Origin of the sequence: Crystallibacter degradans (genome assembly GCF_012952295.1) — a bacterium.
Lineage (GTDB): Bacteria > Actinomycetota > Actinomycetes > Actinomycetales > Micrococcaceae > Crystallibacter > Crystallibacter degradans.
On record NZ_JABBCH010000026.1, the window covers coordinates 1 to 16452 of the forward strand.

The 16452-nt window shown below is 62.1% G+C and carries 19 protein-coding genes, 1 pseudogene and 1 riboswitch; of the genes and pseudogenes, 10 read left to right on the forward strand and 10 right to left on the reverse strand.

Annotation, left to right across the window (positions count from 1 at the left end):
* The 4 genes from HGO92_RS21645 to HGO92_RS24590 all read left to right on the forward strand — a co-directional run.
* Positions 1-544 (forward strand): multicopper oxidase domain-containing protein (locus HGO92_RS21645; protein ID WP_169998559.1); only part of this gene is annotated, 544 nt, incomplete at its 5' end.
* 55 nt (positions 545-599) lie between these two features.
* A complete protein-coding gene (lgt, locus tag HGO92_RS21650; RefSeq protein ID WP_169998561.1) occupies positions 600-1520 on the forward strand; it encodes a prolipoprotein diacylglyceryl transferase in 921 nt (306 codons plus the stop codon).
* On the forward strand, positions 1517-1714 hold the full coding sequence (locus tag HGO92_RS21655; protein ID WP_169998563.1) for a hypothetical protein: 198 nt from the start codon (positions 1517-1519) through the stop codon (positions 1712-1714). The genes lgt and HGO92_RS21655 overlap by 4 nt, the downstream gene beginning before the upstream one ends.
* Positions 1715-1789: 75 nt before the next feature.
* A complete protein-coding gene (locus HGO92_RS24590; protein WP_169998565.1) occupies positions 1790-2428 on the forward strand; it encodes a DUF3105 domain-containing protein in 639 nt (212 codons plus the stop codon).
* A gap of 127 nt (positions 2429-2555) precedes the next feature.
* On the opposite strand, the gene HGO92_RS21665 is transcribed toward HGO92_RS24590, so the two are convergent.
* From HGO92_RS21665 to HGO92_RS23975, 7 genes are all read right to left on the reverse strand, one after another.
* Complete coding sequence (locus HGO92_RS21665; RefSeq protein WP_169998567.1) at positions 2556-3167, reverse strand: hypothetical protein; 612 nt, start codon at positions 3165-3167, stop codon at positions 2556-2558.
* 158 nt (positions 3168-3325) lie between these two features.
* Positions 3326-4888: a polysaccharide deacetylase family protein gene (locus HGO92_RS21670; protein WP_169998569.1), complete on the reverse strand. Its 1563-nt coding sequence runs from the start codon at positions 4886-4888 to the stop codon at positions 3326-3328.
* Between the two features lie 540 nt (positions 4889-5428).
* Positions 5429-6130 (reverse strand): M23 family metallopeptidase, encoded by a 702-nt coding sequence (locus tag HGO92_RS23970; RefSeq protein ID WP_346769055.1) that lies wholly within the window; start codon positions 6128-6130, stop codon positions 5429-5431.
* 154 nt (positions 6131-6284) lie between these two features.
* A riboswitch (cyclic di-AMP (ydaO/yuaA leader) is annotated at positions 6285-6453 on the reverse strand.
* Positions 6454-6863: 410 nt separating this feature from the next.
* Positions 6864-7085: a heavy-metal-associated domain-containing protein gene (locus HGO92_RS21680; RefSeq protein WP_169998571.1), complete on the reverse strand. Its 222-nt coding sequence runs from the start codon at positions 7083-7085 to the stop codon at positions 6864-6866.
* 46 nt (positions 7086-7131) lie between these two features.
* Positions 7132-7458, reverse strand: coding sequence for a metal-sensitive transcriptional regulator (locus HGO92_RS21685; RefSeq protein WP_205834919.1), 327 nt, complete (start codon positions 7456-7458; stop codon positions 7132-7134).
* 252 nt (positions 7459-7710) lie between these two features.
* Complete coding sequence (lysA, locus tag HGO92_RS21690) at positions 7711-8991, reverse strand: diaminopimelate decarboxylase (RefSeq protein WP_169998573.1); 1281 nt, start codon at positions 8989-8991, stop codon at positions 7711-7713.
* 23 nt (positions 8992-9014) lie between these two features.
* Entirely contained in the window at positions 9015-10541 is a 1527-nt protein-coding gene (locus tag HGO92_RS23975; protein WP_169998574.1) for an FAD-dependent oxidoreductase, read from the reverse strand.
* 160 nt (positions 10542-10701) lie between these two features.
* Here HGO92_RS23975 and HGO92_RS21700 point away from each other — a divergent pair, with 160 nt between their 5' ends.
* The 5 genes from HGO92_RS21700 to HGO92_RS21720 all read left to right on the forward strand — a co-directional run bounded on the left by HGO92_RS21700 (position 10702) and on the right by HGO92_RS21720 (position 13903).
* The gene (locus HGO92_RS21700) at positions 10702-10863 is read left to right on the forward strand and encodes a zinc transporter permease (protein WP_169998576.1); all 162 of its coding nucleotides are present in this window, start codon (positions 10702-10704) and stop codon (positions 10861-10863) included.
* 33 nt (positions 10864-10896) lie between these two features.
* Positions 10897-11199, forward strand: coding sequence for a hypothetical protein (locus HGO92_RS21705; RefSeq protein WP_169998578.1), 303 nt, complete (start codon positions 10897-10899; stop codon positions 11197-11199).
* A 358-nt stretch (positions 11200-11557) separates the two neighbouring features.
* The gene (locus tag HGO92_RS21710) at positions 11558-11980 is read left to right on the forward strand and encodes a four-helix bundle copper-binding protein (protein WP_169998580.1); all 423 of its coding nucleotides are present in this window, start codon (positions 11558-11560) and stop codon (positions 11978-11980) included.
* Between the two features lie 90 nt (positions 11981-12070).
* Positions 12071-12673, forward strand: coding sequence for a DUF305 domain-containing protein (locus HGO92_RS21715; protein ID WP_169998582.1), 603 nt, complete (start codon positions 12071-12073; stop codon positions 12671-12673).
* A 600-nt stretch (positions 12674-13273) separates the two neighbouring features.
* Positions 13274-13903, forward strand: coding sequence for a matrixin family metalloprotease (locus HGO92_RS21720; RefSeq protein WP_346769056.1), 630 nt, complete (start codon positions 13274-13276; stop codon positions 13901-13903).
* A 179-nt stretch (positions 13904-14082) separates the two neighbouring features.
* On the opposite strand, the gene HGO92_RS23500 is transcribed toward HGO92_RS21720, so the two are convergent.
* Positions 14083-14349: a hypothetical protein gene (locus HGO92_RS23500; RefSeq protein ID WP_205834921.1), complete on the reverse strand. Its 267-nt coding sequence runs from the start codon at positions 14347-14349 to the stop codon at positions 14083-14085.
* 362 nt (positions 14350-14711) lie between these two features.
* Here HGO92_RS23500 and HGO92_RS21730 point away from each other — a divergent pair, with 362 nt between their 5' ends.
* Positions 14712-15335 (forward strand): transposase, encoded by a 624-nt coding sequence (locus HGO92_RS21730; RefSeq protein WP_169998586.1) that lies wholly within the window; start codon positions 14712-14714, stop codon positions 15333-15335.
* Positions 15336-15484: 149 nt separating this feature from the next.
* Here the strand turns inward: HGO92_RS21730 and HGO92_RS21735 are convergent, their stop codons facing one another.
* Entirely contained in the window at positions 15485-16084 is a 600-nt protein-coding gene (locus HGO92_RS21735; protein WP_346769057.1) for a DUF305 domain-containing protein, read from the reverse strand.
* Positions 16085-16232: 148 nt separating this feature from the next.
* Positions 16233-16373 (reverse strand): annotated as a pseudogene (locus tag HGO92_RS21740) (four-helix bundle copper-binding protein); the annotation flags it as partial.
* Between the last annotated feature and the right edge of the window lie 79 nt (positions 16374-16452).

Below are 16452 nucleotides of genomic sequence, written 5' to 3' on the forward strand. Positions count from 1 at the left end.
CGTGCGCGACGGCTACACGCCCGTCCTGGCACTGCCGGAAGGCAAGGAAGGCAACGCCTACGGTTTGATCAGCACCGGAATCGGAACACCTCCCCCGGCAGGGCGGATGCCCAAGACGCTGGACGGAGCCGTTACGGATGGCAGCCGCCTGAAAGCAGACGAATCGGTCCTGTTCGCGCCCAAGCCGCCGGACCGGGTCCACGAGATGCGGCTGACCGGTTCCATGGAGAAATACGACTGGGGCATCAACGGGCGCCGCTTCGACATGGCCAAACCGCTCGACGGGGCCTTCGACCTCCGGCTGAACGAACGCGTACAGGTCAAAATTGTCAACGACACCGACATGTGGCATCCCATGCACCTGCACGGGCATACCTTCCAGCTTGCCGACAACCGTGCCCGCAAAGACACCGTCATCGTCAAACCAAAGCAGACCGTGGTCTTCGAATTTGATGCCGACAACCCCGGCCAATGGCTCACGCACTGCCACAACGCCTACCACGCCGAACGCGGCATGATGGGCGTCTTCTCCTACCTGCAGTAATCCTTCCGTTTGCCGGCTTCCACGGAACCGGCAAGCGCCGATGCATTGGAGCACCATGACAACGTCCCTCCCGGCGGAACTGTTTATTCCGTCCCCGACGATCAGCGCCATCCAGGTCGGCCCGCTGACCATCCACTTTTACGCTCTGGCCATCCTCACCGGAATAGTCCTGGCCACCTGGCTCACCGACCGGCGTCTCACCTCCCGTGGCGGCGATCCGGGACAGACCCTGGACGTCATCCTTTGGGCCGTCCCCTTCGGCATCGTCGGTGGCCGCCTTTACCACGTCATTACCGACAACCAGCTGTACTTTGGTCCCGGCCGAAACCCGTGGAACGCCCTGAGGATCTGGGACGGCGGGCTTGGCATCTGGGGCGCCGTCGCCCTGGGCATCGTCGGTGCCTGGATCGGATGCCGCCGGCACAACGTTCCCCTGCCCGCATTTTTGGACGCCGCCGCACCGGGGCTGCTCCTGGCCCAGGGCATCGGCCGCTGGGGAAATTGGTTCAATAATGAACTCTACGGCGGGCCCACCGACCTGCCATGGAGGCTCCAGATCCACGACATGGATCTGGCCCAGGGCCGCGCCGTGCTGAACGCCGACGGGGCCCCCGTCGTATTGGGCTACTTCCATCCGACCTTTCTCTATGAATCGCTCTGGTGCCTTGCTGCCGGGCTGGCGCTGCTGGCCATCGACCGCAGGTTCAAACCGGGTGCCGGCTCCGTCTTTGCCCTGTACGTGACCCTTTACACAGCCGGCCGCTTCGGGTTCGAGCTAATGCGCTCCGACTACGCGAACACGATCCTCGGCCTGCGGGTCAACACCTGGGTCTCCGGCCTGCTGTTCCTCGGCGGCCTGACGGCCTTCCTGATGCTGCGCCGGCACCCCCGCGCAAGTATTCCCCCGTCCGAAAACCGTTCCGCTTCGACCGCCAGCGAAACCGAACCAGCCAAAAAGAAAGAGAGCGCGCCATGACCACTCCCGAAAGTCAGGACAACTCCGCACCGGAACCCAGCAGTGTCGACGCAAACCGTGACGCCGCAGGCAGAACGCTCTATGAGGAGCGCCAGGCAATGCTGGGAGGACTCTGGATGCCGGAGGCACCCGCCTGGGACGCGTTGCCCGAGCCGGTCAAGGAACGCTGGCGCACTTATACAGACCGGAAGTAAACGTACGCCCAGGTTCCACTTCGAACCAGTATCAACGCACTATCTCAAATACGACACAGATAAAGGAGTCCGCCAGTGACCAACCCCAAAAAGCAGGACAGGGACGCACGCAGGGAGCAGATACAAAAACTCAAAGCACAACAACGTGCACAGGAACGGCGCCGGAACTTCCTCATCTACGGAGGAACAGGGGTCGTCCTTCTGGGCCTCGTCGTCTGGGTCGCCGTCGTCATCAGCGGGGAAGCCCGAAAGAGCCGGGAACTGTCAGAAGCTGCGGCACAGCCCATAGCCGGAGTGCAGACCTACGAAGACCTGTCCAACCGGCATGTGGAGGCGGCGGTCGAATACGACCAGAACCCGGGTGTCGGCGGGGACCATTCGCCCGTATGGACAAACTGTGGAGTGTACACCGAACCCGTCAATGAAGGCCGGGGCATCCACTCCATGGAACACGGGGCCGTATGGATCACTTACCGCCCGGATCTTCCGCAGCGCGAAATCAATCTGCTGACTGACCTGGTGGGTGAGCGCAGCTATGTCCTGTTGAGCCCGAATTCGAATCAGGATACACCGGTTGCCGCCAGCGCGTGGGGAACCCAACTGACTGTTGATACTGCTTCTGACAGCCGGCTTGCGCCGTTCCTGGCGAAGTACGTTCAGGGAGAGCAGACACCGGAGCCCGGCGCGGCCTGCACCGGAGGCGTAGACGGGTAACAGGGCGGTAACTGGTATCGGTCTTGCTTGGAACCCGGTATGGGTGCTGAACGAAGGCGCCCGTGCCGGGTGCCGCGCACCTGCCGAGGGCATGGTCTTTGCCGGTTACCCGATCTTCCCGCAGGTGTCAGCGGTGTTGGACTGGGCTGGTGGTAACGATCTCCTTCCAGGGGCCTTCGGGTACGTTTTTCGCTTCGACGAACTGCCAGTCCACGCGGTCCTGGGATCCGTTCAGCTGACTGAATTTCAGGCAGCCGTTCAGCGCCGGGGATACGTCGAGGCCGGCCACGTTGAATCTTGTGTTGGCGGGTCGAGGGTCATCTTCTCCGAACACATAGGCCGCGTCATCATAGACGTTGGGGCCCGCGTCCTGCACCTGCCCGTAACAGATCCGGTCGCCTTTCTTGAGCCGTACCCACCGGTTTTTCATGTAGCTGAAGGACTTGTCGGTTGCCTTGCCCGCGTAGCCGGGCTGGTCTGCCCACGGAATCACTTTCGCCCGCGTCGCGAACGCTTGGGGGTTGTTGAGATCGTCGAACGGCAGATCAAGGTAGAAGTAGTTTTCCTTTGGCTCCATGTTCAGTGGCGCGTAGCCGTTCTCTGCTGTGCGCCGCTCGGTGTTGCAGACCCCGTCGATGACCACGCCGTCGCAGCCACCGTAGCTCTCCATCCAGTGGCTGTCGTAGGTGGACAGTTCCTGACTTCCGTCCGACGTACCGGGGTCGAGAATCTCGCCCACCCAGAAAGTAGTGGCAACGATGTCCGTGTGCCATGGGTAATCATCCTCGCCGGCCAGTTCTGCGGAGCCCGGGCCGCTCTGCCGGAGTGCGGTCCCGCCAGGCACCGCGCAGGCCGCGAGTGCCAGACAGCACAGGAGCGTTGCTGCCGTTCCCGGTTTCATCGTGCTGGCCCTTCAAGCGGGGGTGCGCCCTCGGAGTTGTAGAGGGCATAGTCGTCCGTGGTCAGCTCGCCGTTGCCCAGCAGAGCCAGTCCGAAACTTAGGGCGGTGGCGTCGTCGGGTACGGGTGGTGTCGTCCATTCTGCCTGGGTGAAGTCGTCGCTTGCGGGTAAGTACGGGCCGGCAGTCCAGTAGTGCCACAAGCCGATCCCGTCGCGGTAGTAAACGCTGAACTGGGTCCGCGCGTCGGCCCGGTACCACGCGCGAAGGGAGTACCGCTCGTCAGGGGCTACGGCCGGGGCGCACTCCCCCAGATCCTGTTGTTGTACCAGCTTCGCATCTCCGTCGACGTAGCCTTCGACAACCACCCGGGTGCCGGAAGACCCGCTTCGGCCTTCTCCCGTGCTGAATTCCGCCTTGTTCAGACCAAACCCGCCCTCCATCCAGCATACCGGCGTGCCGGTGCTTCCCCGCTGCTCGAGCCCGGGGTTCTTGACGCCGTTGACGCTACTGTCCGCCGGCGACGGAGAGGACCAGATGACCGGTTCACGGTTCGGGCCGCCGATTACCTCCTGAACAGTCCTTGTTACAGTAGTCCCGCCGGCATTAAGCTCGGCCAGCCAGTCGACGAACTGGGTGAACGTGTCCTCTTCGACACCGATCTCAGTGCATTCGTACGGGCACAATCCATGGAACGTCAGAATGACCCAGCCGCCATCGGATTCAGCGGAGGTAACGGCTTCCTGCATATCTGCAAGTGTCCAGTTGTTCTCAACTTCCTCAGGTGCCTGCAGGCGGTAAGGTTTGGCTGGACGCAGCGATTCTGCCGTAGGACACCCCTCGCAGCTGAACCGGGTCCGGATGTCCCCGAGGCTGCGGGCGCTGTTATAGCCGCATTCCCTGGCGCTGTTCTCCACCTGCTGGTTACGGGACGCGAAAGGGAAAGCGAAGTTCGTCACGGAAAACCCCCACTCCACCAGGTTTTGACGGTCGACGCAGATCTGTCTGGCAGCCTCGTCCGCCGACAACTCGCGGACGTCCGCGTGGGACAACGTGTGCCCCCCGATTTCGTGACCGTCGAGGGCTATCTCCTTGGCCTGTTTTAGAGTCAGGTATCCGGGTTTGTCCAGGTTGCCTGAGTTGATATAAAAGGTGCCATCGAGCCCGGCCTCGGACACGATCTCGGCAGCACGGTACTGGCCGGCGAACCCGTCATCAAAGGTCAGGGACACCACGGTTTGGCCGTCTACCTCAGGCATCGGTTCTGCGGGTTCGTACTCGGGCACATCGATCGCGGCCGCCGCTGCCCGGTTCCCGGGAACGGGCTCCGGACTGACCGTCGGTGCACCGCCAGGGCCAGGCCCGGCAATACCCTCTGCAGCCCGGCTGTTGTCCCCGGACGCCAGGAACTGACCGCCGAACAGGAGGAAGGCCGCAGGCAATGCCAGCAGCAGCATCCCGGTGATCCATTGCAGCGAGCGTTTGGGCCGTGTGCGCACGTATTCCGGCTGCGCATTGCTTTCGTTGGAGCTGTCACCGCGGCGATACTTGCTGAGACCCATGATGTTTCCTATCGACGCTTCCGTTGTCCACGATCATGGAGCCGGCTCTCTTGCTGACAGGGATCCGGCAGGGCCAACCTCGGCAAGCGCCCTGGCCTGCCCTGATAGCAGTCATACCCGGAAAGGCCAGCTTGTGCTCTGAGCAGGACGCCGGGCGGAACACGCCGGAGAGCCGACATTCGGCCACATGTTGCTGCCGCTGACTTTGTTTTCATTTCCCGGTCCCCCGCCCCAAGCGGTGTTGCACAGCGCCCGGAGTCGTGTCCGCACTTTCAGTGACCGGGTTTCTGAGCTTGTCTCAGCCCCGTCTACCCGACATTGACAGACTAGAAGGCCTCAAATGCTGTCGCACGAGTACCCCTTACCCGTTTTCGCATCCTTGCTACTCGTTTGCAGGGGGTGTGGAACGGGCTCGAATCCGGGCGTCGGGCTGAAGTGTGATGCGCATAAGGGCATCGATGCGGAAGGGGCAGTCACCCGGACGGCATATAAAAGCGGGGCTGCACACCGACGTGTGCAGCCCCGCAGATCGTCTATGGTTTATAGCCAGCCGGCCGGGTCGACCGTTTCCTCGTTCACCAGTACCTCAAAATGCAGGTGGCAGCCCGTTGAGTTACCGGTCGTGCCAACGCCGGCAACCCGTTCTCCCGCGGCGACTTCTTGTCCCGCCTGCACGGCGATGCTGCCCAAGTGGTTGTACGTTGTCTTCAGTCCGCCGCCGTGGTCGACTACGACGCGGTTTCCATAGCCGGCCGCGCTGGACGAAGCCTCGACGACGGTTCCTGCAGCTGATGCCAAAACAGGAGTTTCGCAGCCGCTGGAGAAGTCAGTGCCGTTGTGGAACTCGCCTGATGCGCCCGTAAGCGGGTTGGTGCGGTAACCGAACGGCGAGCTGATGTTCATTTGTGCCAACGGCCCGGCCAGTCCGGTGACCGGCTGCCCGGTCTCGGCGGGTGCTTCCGTTTCCGGTTTCTCGGCTGGTTGTTCCTTTGCACGAGGCTTATCCGCTGCCGGTTCTGCTGCATCCGCAGAGGCCGCAGAGGCTTTTTGGTCGCTGCTCGGCTCGGTTTTTGCCGGCGCTGCCTTGCTGGAAATTTCGGAACGGCTGAAGTCCAGTACAACGTTCGCCGCGGCCACGGCCGTACTGGCCGGTACGTTCGAAACCGTCTCGGAGTCGAGGTTGTGGCTCGTTTGAGCCTGGGCCGCCGGCAACGCCACTACAGCTACCAAACCGGTTGCCACTGCTCCGAGAGCCACCTTTCGTGTCAGGCCCTGAAGGGTTGCAGCAGGCTGCGGCTCTGCTCTCCGACGTCCGGCTTGAGTGCGGTTTCGTAAAGGGCTTGCTGAAGGAGCGACGGCGCGCCTGCGTCCGCGCTCTCCTGTGTGATTGCTCAAGGGGTCCTCTCCGTACGCCTGCGAAGTTAGCTGTCGGATTCGAGTGAGAGTTCAACTCGGTCCGGGCAGCAAGCACCCCCGTTAAAAGGAAGTAGCTGACCGGACTTCACCCCAAGGTGCCCCAAGGCACCGGATGTGGTTCCTCCGCCCCTGTCTGGTATTTCGAACGGACTGGTCTGCTGACAGGGCTAGGCGGACAGACCAGGGCCATACCCGCGATGGGTATGCGCGGCCTCCAATCTACAGGAAAAAACGTTGACGTTACAATTCCGTGACCTGCCCCTGTTGAGCCGCGCCGGAACGTGCACCGGCCGTCAAGGGCGGAGCTTTCTTACTTGGCAACGCGCACTGCGGGAACGGGTTCGCGACGAGGCGAAAGGACGGGGCGGCCATAGCGGTCCCGGGGGTCACGAATACTGCCGCCCCCGGAGCCGCGTCGGAATCCGAGAGGTGTTTACAGGCGAAGACAGGGAACAAGCCAGCCTTGATCGCGGCGAGCGATGCACTTGGAAGTTCGGCGGCTGGCCCCTCTGGATCATCGCGCTCACCACGGTAGAGGCCCGCGGTTTCGGTTAGCCGTTCAGGCGTTGTTGGACACGACCTGGCAGCCGGCCTCGGTGACGGCTTCGCTGATCTCAGCCGGGTCCAGGGCTCTCCCGGACGTGATGGAAGCGGTGGAGACGCCGTCCTTCTTGAGGTCAACGGTGACGATTTCGACACCGTCAAGTTCCATGAGTTCTTCAGCAACCGAGGCGATGCAGTGGTTGCAGGTCATGCCTGAAATGCCGACTCGTGTTTCCATGAGGGTGTTCTTTCTGGATCGTGGCGGCTTCAAGTTGCCGATGCGCCTAGCGCAGCAGCCTGCCGATAGCCGCGGAAGCCTCGGCAACTTTCTCCTGGACAGCCTGGGGATTGCCCGTCTCTCTGGATTCGTTGGCGGCCCCGACCACACAATGGGCAATGTGGTCTTCAAGCAAGCCCAGACTCACGGCATGGAGGGCCTTGTTGATGGCGGAAACCTGGGTCAGTACGTCGATGCAGTACTTATCCTCTTCCACCATTCGGGCGATACCCCTGACCTGGCCCTCAATACGCTTCAGTCTGCGCAGGTACGCTTCCTTGTCCGAGGTGTAACCGTGATCGATACGATCGTCAATGACAGCCTGCTCACTCATGGCATCTCCTATCCATAGACACTCCATCTTATACCCTGCTGGGGTATAATTCAAGTCCAGAAATCCTCGCTGACCCTGCCTTTGAACACTGGCATCCACGGAAGCCGGACTAGGGCACCAAACGCCCCCGGGACAGTTGCGCGTTCCGCACCCCTTTGCAGATGCCGGCGGCTGCTTAGACGGGGCGTATGGCAAAGGGTGGAAGCCGGGCACAGCAGATCCGGAAGCGGGAGCCAGTTCGAGGGTGACCTTCTACCCGTGAGGCCCGGCCTCCAGCGCGATGAGTTCTGCGATGGTTTGCCGTCGGCGGATCAGGGTTGCCCGGCCGGCATCTACCAGGACTTCCGGCGCCAGCGGCCGCGAGTTGTAATTTGATGACATGCTTGCTCCGTAAGCTCCTGTGTCGTGGATGACTACGAGGTCGCCGACTTCAGCACGCGGCAGCGGCACTGGGACAACCTCGCCGCCGGCAGTCTGGGTGAACACGTCTCCCGACTCGCACAGCGGTCCGGCCAGCACCGATTCCCGGTCGGCGTCGCTGCGGAGTTCGCCTTCTGCCGTCAGCACCGAGATCCGGTGGTTGCTGCCATACATTGCGGGCCTCACCAGGTCGTTGAATCCGGCGTCGACCAGCACAAAGTGGTTCCTGCCAACTGGTTTCTGTGCCCGAACTTCGGCCACCAAAACGCCTGCTCCGGCGACGAGGAAACGCCCGGGTTCGATTTCAAGACGGATCGGGTGACCCAGTTCGGCGGCAAGGTCCCGACGCGCTGCATCCCAAAGCCGGAAGTACCGGTCGGTATCCACTTCAGCCTGACCGGGTGCATAGGGAAATGGCAAGCCGCCGCCGGCAGAGATTGCCTTTACGTCCTGCCCGATGCTTTTGGCTTGGGTGACCATCGCCTGGCAGACGGCCTCCAGATGGTGGTAGTCGGCGCCGGAACCGATGTGCATATGCAGGCCGATGAGGTCGAGTCCGTACCTGTTGACCAGGGCAACGCTTTCGGACAGGTGCTCGTGCCATATCCCATGTTTGCTGTGTTCGCCACCGGTGTTGGTCTTGCGGCTGTGTCCGTGCCCGAATCCTGGGTTAATCCTCAGCCATACGGGATGACCCGGTGCGGCCTGCCCGATCTGCTCCAGCATCTGTGGGGAACCGGCGTTGACTGGAATTCCGAGTTCGACGACCCGATGCAGGGTCTGGCGGTCCAGTATGTCTGAGGTGAACACAATTTGCTCGTCAGGAGTTCCTGCTGAATAGCCGGCTGCCAGTGCCCGTTCAAGCTCACCCGCCGAAACTGCATCAACGGCAACGCCTTCACCGCGCATCAAAGCCAGAATGTGCACGTTCGAATTTGCCTTCTGGGCAAAACGGATAAGGTCGAACTGGCGAAGCCGGGCAATCTGCGCGCGGATGTTGCCGGCCTCGTACACCCACACAGGGGTTCGGTGCTCTTTGGCCAAGCCGGCGATCAACGGCCCGGTCAAGGTCCCGGGAAATTCTCCTGATCCGGTAGACAGAGCTGCTTCCATGGTCGTTGCTGCCACGCCGGGCGTTAGCCCAGGCTCTGTTTCGACAGGGGGGCGGTTGCCGGGCCATGCAGTACTTCACCGTCCGGATTGAAACGGGAGCCGTGGCAGGGGCAATCCCAGCTCTTCTCGCCATCGTTCCATCCCACCGTGCACCCCATGTGGGTGCATACGGCCGACACTGCATGTAGTGCGCCGTTCTCGTCCCGGTGGGCTGCCGTCTGCTCACCGTCGACTTTGAGTACGGCGGCGTCGCCGGGCTCCAGCTCTTCAGGCGATCCATTCGGGGGTCCGCCGACCCGGTCTTTCAGCCACATCTTGCCGATATGGAGGTTGTGCTTAACGAATTCCTTGCCCGGTAGACTGGTTTCGGCCCGGCGGGCATCAAATGTAGCCGCCCAAGAGTTGTCCCGTTCAAGGATGAGGTCCCGCATGAGCATGGCCGCTGCCGTGCCGTTCGTCATTCCCCACCCGTCAAAACCTGTTGCCAGAAGAAGCCGATTCGAGCCGGGAGCAGCAAACCCAACGAATGGGACGTGGTCCAGGGTGCTCGTCTCCTCTGCTGACCAGTGGTAGCGAAAGTCGGTGACACCATAACGCTCCTGCGCCCACTGCTGCAGCCGGGCCCACCGCTGTCCCGTCTCCGAAACATGGCCGACACCGTGGCCCTCTCCGACAACAATGAGCAGCTCCTCGCCGTCGAGCATGACCGTCCGGGTTGAGCGCGTCGGGGAACCTGCGTTGATGGCCATTCCCGCATTGCTCCCTCCGGGCAGCACCGCGGCTATGCCATAGGAACGTCTGGCCGTCATTCTGCTGAACTGCCCGCCGCGGTCCAGAAACGGATAGTGCGTCGCGACGACGACGTGGGCAGCGGCCAGTTTTCCCGCCGCAGTGCCAACAGTGCAGTGGTGGCTTTCTTCGCTCACTTCCCGGGCCCGCACCCCTTCGATGATGTTGCCGCCCCCATGGACGAATGCTTCAGCGAGTCCGGCAAGGTAGCGCCCAGGGTGGAAGTGCGCCTGATCCGTGAAATGAAGGGCAGCGGCGACCTCGAACGGCACCGGCGCCTCTTGGCCAAGCGTGACAGGAAGCCCGATCCTCTCCGCGACCCTGGCCTCAGCCTCGACGGCCTCTACTTCCTCAGGCTGCTCGGCGTAGATCACATGCGGGTGTCCGCGTTCGAGCATGCAGTCGATGTTAAGGTCACGTTCAAGAGCGAGGATCTCCCCGAATCCGGCAACGTTCGCCTCCGCGTAGGCGGCTGCGGCATCGAACCCCCGCTTCTGCTCGATCTTCGAGTACAGGGTTCCGTGACCGTAGGTCACCTTCACGGTCGAGTGCATGGTCACCGAGCCGGCCAGACGTCTCGCCTCAACCACTGTCACCTTCAGTCCCGCGCGCTGGAGCAGGAGCGCGGTGGTGATCCCTGTGATGCCCGCTCCGAGGACCAGCACGTCAGATGCATCGTCCCGGAATCCTGTTGGCCCCAGTTCCGGTGGTGGCAGGGTGTCTACCCAGGGGGAGATGTGGCGGCTGGCAGGAAAGCTCACTTGTTGCTCCTTTTCTCAAGTGCTCCTCGTCAAACTGGTCAGGCTACTTGTCATCACACTACGCACGGGTTCACGAAGCTGGCTAGAGGCATTGACCGCGATGAAAGACGCGGCCTAACGTCGTTTACATATGGCGCGACGAACGAGGAGTGTGTAAATAATGAGCGAGACCCAGAGCGGGCACGGGGTGCATGAGTCCCATGGCGAGCACAAGCACGGTGACCAGTGCGGGCACGAAAGCCGCCAGCACGGTGACCACCTCGATTATCTTCACGATGGTCACTGGCACGCGGAGCACGACGACCACTACGACGAGCATTAGATCGTTGACGGCATACCCAAAGACCGCAGGCTCATGACGACGGAGACCTTTCAGGGATACATCGTGGATCTGGCCTGCCTCCGCAGGTATCCGCACGCGGAGCTGCTCAACCGGGCGCGCCGGCATACCGTGGAATGTGCCATGATGGGCCACTGCGTGGAAAGCGGGTACGCCCTCGTTGGCAACGAGGGCGGGCTGTTCCTTCTCGATACCGGGGCCACCCCGCTCGTTCTTGCAGCACTGAGCCGTACCGCTCGTCGGGAGGGCGTAGCACTGCAGAGCCGGCGCGAACTGCAGGACGGCGAAATGAAGACAGTTGGGATTGACCTCCTCTAGCCCCTTCTCCGTCCGGTGCGGCGAGGAGAACAACGTGTTCGCGCCCTTCCTGCGACTCCCCGACCTCCAGGACCGGGCACGTGTCGATGCGCATGCTTTTGTGCTGCGTGGGTTCATGCTTTCGACCAAGCCACAGGGCCGGATTTTCACCCTTTCAAGCTACCGCTCCCACCGGCCCCGGGCGCCACGCGCTTGCGGACCGGACAGCACCACCGTGAAAGCTTTTTCGAACCGGCCGCTCCGGCTTCATCAGCAGTATTGACCGCTGGAGCACTTGACGGAACAACGAATAGTAAGGTTACTGTGCTTAAGGACGGCCGGCGCCGTCGACCAGAAGCCTACGGATTGGAGCAGGATCATGACTCACATCACTTCGATGCTCGAAACGTACCCGAAAAGCCTTGGCAGAGTGGACCGGCAGAAACTTGCAGAGTGCATTGCCGCGTGTTTTGAGTGCGCTCAGACCTGTACCGCCTGCGCCGATGCCTGCCTGTCCGAGGACATGCTGGCGGAGCTGACCAAATGCATCCGCACCAACCTGGACTGCGCCGACATCTGCGCCGCTACCGGCAGCATTCTCTCGCGTCATACCGGCTATGACGCCAACATCACCAAGGCGGTGCTGGAAGCCTGCGCCGCAACCTGCAAGGCATGCGCCGATGAGTGTGAACAGCACGCCGGAATGCATGAACACTGCCGCGTCTGTGCAGAAGCATGCCGCCGCTGTGAAACGGCCTGCAATGAATTGCTCGGCTCCCTAGGCCGCGGAGCCTCCGAGTAAAAGCTCTTTGCGTTTGTCAGGCGGGGCACCGACCAGGCGTCCCGTCCTCCCCACTGCACTCCCCCCTAGTGACCCGGAGGTATGGAACCCGTGCGGAAAAACAGGATCAGTAAGCGAATTCCCGCTGCGGCGGCGTCAGCCGTACTGGCGCTTGGCGCGGTGGTAGGTACCGGAGCGGTTACCGCCCCTGCTGTTGCCGATGCGCCGGCCCAGAGCGAGGCTGCTGCCAGCTACGAGGTGGGCTTCCTCCAGGACATGATCGACCACCACGCGATGGCGGTAGCCATGTCCCAGACCTGCCTGCAGAAAGCAACCCACCAGGAGCTGAAAGAACTGTGCCAGTCCATTCTTGAAGCCCAGCAGCAGGAGATCGGCCAGATGCAGACCTGGCTGCACGACTGGTACGGCATCACCTACGAACCCAAAATGAGCGAAGGCGATATGCGCTCCATGGACAGGTTCGAAACCTACACCGGCGCCGAGTACGAAATCCGGTTCATGCAGTCCATGATCCGCCACCACTGGGCCGCCGTCCGGGAAGCCGAAGAATGCCTTGAATCGGCCGAACACGCCGAGCTGACCGAACTGTGCTCGAACATTCGAGAAGTCCAGCTTGCCGAAATAAGCCAGATGCAGACCTGGCTGGAACAATGGTACGACCGCAGTGGTGGACGGCCGGCAGCCACAACCTGAATCAGAAGGCCGCCGGATGCATGGTTTGCCGCTTTCATCCCGGCAGCGGCAAACCATAGCTCCCCGCCCGCACCCTCCTGCGAATCAATAAGAGGCTGTTGATGGCGACCTCGCCCCTCATGAGGGCGCATTGAACTTCCCGAAGCCAGACATTGCCGCTGATGCCTTTTCCATTCTCCGCGGGTTGCCGTCCGCCTTGCCCGGCCGTCGTCGCTGTTGGGCGATCAAGATGCCTTGCCCGTCCTTAGGAAAAAGGAGGAGGGCCACGGCGAAGTTGGTACGCCCGCCTCCTCTGACCGGAATTCCGGATCCACAAATGCCCAGCCAAAAGGCCTTGAGCCGCTTGTGTCCGAGCGGGTGCCAGCCTGGCTTAGACCGGCACAGGACAACACGCACGGCCAGCTGGACACAGCAAAAACATAGGCTCTTTTCGTAGGGTGGGGTTCAGGCTAGCGCACACCCTCCAAGGGAGCCATGATAATGACGGTAACCAGCAGCCGGGGTACCCCACTTCCGATGTCCCGGCGGACCTGCGGCTCCACACTCGCGAGGCGATTTCCCGCCTTGGTGTTGGGGCTGTGCCTGTTCCTAACCGCCTGTGTGTCCTCCCCCAGCCAAGGGGATCCGGACGATGGACCCGCACAAGACACTGTTGGAAACTTCGTTCCGGACCGCGACGAGAGCTTGCGCGAAACCCTCGAGGACAGCCCGCCGAAATGCGTGGCCGAGGCAGGTGCGGACGTACGGGATGTCGATCCGGAGGACTCACCGGTCAAACCGTGGCAGAAGCCGACCGGAGCGGAGCTGGTAGTGGAGTTCGAAACCGGCCAGCTTTCCGTGCGGTACGCCCGGCTCGTAACCGAGGCTGCAACGATCTGGTCCGAGAGTCCCTGCCTTAAGGCCGTGACCGCCCAGTCCTGCACCGCCGGCGCGAACTGTGTGGCCATCGTGGAAGATGGAAGCCGTTCACGTGGTTCGGACGGGGAAATGCGATGGGAAGAGAACGGGGACTACATGGAAAGTGCAACCATCACCTTGTACACCCAGCCGTTGGACAGGGCTACCGACAACGGTGCGCTGGCCACCGTCGTCCACGAAATGGGGCACACCCTCGGCCTGGACCACCGCCTTGAGCGCTCGGACGTGATGAACTCCGTCACCGGTGACAACACGAACCCGGTTCCGGACGCTATCGATTTCGCTAACCTCGTCGCCATCTACGGGACCTGACCGAGTCGAGTATTGAACACAACGAATAATGGCTGCGGTGCAGGCAGGTGCCCCCGGGATGCTCACGGTCGCCCGGGAGATGGCGGCCATACCGTGAGGCTGTTACCTACAATATCGCAGGTTGAGGATCTGGAGCAGCCCCATCGTTTGCTTCAGCATTAGGCGCACGCGTAAGTCAATCACGGAACGCCAACCGGCCACATGCGGACGCCGGTCACGCTGGCATAACTGACTGTCTGGAACTCGTCGTCGCGTCCCCAGACGAGTCGGGTCGGAACAATCGACGCTTTGAGCGCGGGAAGCAGTCCAAGTGTGTATTTGGAGTCCGCGGCAGCGGCCATCGCGATCCAGGACCGGTCCCCTGCCGGACTCTGCCATGGGGAGAGGTAATCTGCCAGCTCATCATGGGCGAGTTCCCTGGCAACAGCACGTAGGGTGGCTTCCACTTGACCGCGACGAAGAGGGCAAGCATCGAGAAACCCGCTCAATGTGGCCGGAGCACCCGCTCAGAGCCGAGGTGTTCTATTGTTGCGGCGGCGACTTCATCGGGCGAATCTTCCGTAGGGATCTGTTTACTTTCGACTTCGACAAGGTCGCTTGCCGCACCTCGTCCACGTAGCGACGGCCCCGGCAGTCCATCTGGCAGCGGCACCGGCGTTTCAGCAGCGATGGGACCCTGATGCGATCCTGTCCCGCCTGCTTGCCGAAGCCGATGCAGCCGGGCAGGGCGATTGGGAAGTCTCGGCCCATTCAACCATCAACCGTGCCCACCAGCACGCGACCAACCTTCCCCGCGCCATAGGGGGCCTTGCCAAGTTACAAGAAACTGTTTGAGGAACCTGACGACCACGCGATCGGCATGTCCCGCGGCGGATTGACCACGAAGATCCATAATCTGCGCGACGGGAAAATGCACCCGCTGGTCATTCTGGTCGGCCCCGGTCAGGGCGGTGACGCGCCTATGTTTGCCCCGGTTCTGGATGCCCTCAGGGTAGGTCGGTTCGGTCCTGGCCGGGCAAGGACGAGGCCGGACCGCGCGTTGGCCGATAAAGCCTACTCGTCAAAGGCGATCCGGGATCTGCTTGACAAGGAAGCCTACAAGCGCCGCAACGTCGTCGAACTCTCCTTCAACGTTTTCAAACAATGGCGGGGATTGGCTACCAGGTACGACAAACTCGCCCTGACCTACCGCGGCGGAGTCGTCCTCAGAGCCATCACCATCTGGCTCAAGGACAGACACGACTCAAGCAATCTAGGCGCCGTCCAGCACTCCGTCCTCGTCGCGCTGGTCTACACCCTCGACCGGGATGAGACCTCCACGAGCTGGGTCCGGTACTTCATCGAGCGGCACAACCCCGAACGCCGCGCACGCCGCCTGGTCAACGACCCACAACGGCTCGCCCAATTTCGCCTTAGCTCATATCACCTCTAAAGTTCGGAGAATCGCATCTGATGCACTCGACGGGGATCGGTAAGGGTAGCCAACAACTCCCTGCTCCGAGTCACTTAGTCTCGCAATTTTTGGGCACCGTTTTCTCCTGTTGAGATCATGGCAGCCGGCTCACTGGGGGCAATTTCTTCTCAATCCGTGGGACATTGGCGTTCTGCTGGCTCCTGGTAATCGGGGACCGACCGGGCTTCTGCCTCTTGGGCCGTCGCGGCCACTCCATTGCGTTGGATGTCTTCGATCAGCCAGTCCATCTCGAAGATCTCCCGGCGCTGCGCCTCGCTGATCTCGACCGCCAGCTGGCATACCCGCGCGTCTGCGAGTTCGGCGCGCTCGGACCGGGTGATGGCCAGCGAGTGGTGCGGGATCATCGAGCTCATGAACCCTGTGTCCTGCACCGTGGTCTGGCTGCGGTCGAGGAATACTCCGCCCCCGAGGAGCAGGAGGCTGATTACAACCACGGCCACGTTCGCCTTCGTGTTCCGGTACATGTTCAGCATCCAGGCGAGCATGATCAGGCCCATGGTCCCGCCCATCGTGAGCGCCATGAACATGCGGCTCTCGCTCCAGCGCACATGGCTCCACTCGTAGGAGCCGACGAACATGGCCGCGTACATCACCACCATCGCCGTCAGGATCATCGCTCCGAAGCGCAGGTACATCTTCATACTGTCGTGGGACTGGTGCTCAACGTGACCCTGTCCGTTCTTCTTGTCGTTTTCCGTGTGCGACACAGAACTGCTCCTTCTCTTATCCGTGGCTTCGCGCTTGTGGCCTGCAGCCGCAGCGGTTCCGCACCGGGCCTGGTTATTCTGCTTAGTCTTATGTCTCTCGTTCACGTTCGTGTTTTGGTTCCGGCCACCGGGGTACCGGGACATTTTCCTAGGGACATCCCGGTACCGCGCGGGCCGCGTGCGGGCGAGGTCCGCCCAAGCCCAGCAGCTCGGCGCACGCCTGTTCACAGCGGCGGCAGGCCTCGGCGCAGACGCCGCAGTGGTCGTGCATGGAGGCGTGTCGTTCGCATGCCACTCGATCGGCCGCGGCCTTGTGTCAGGGCGCGGAGCGGTTTAGGTACGGCTGATCGACAGTTGGATGAGGGATG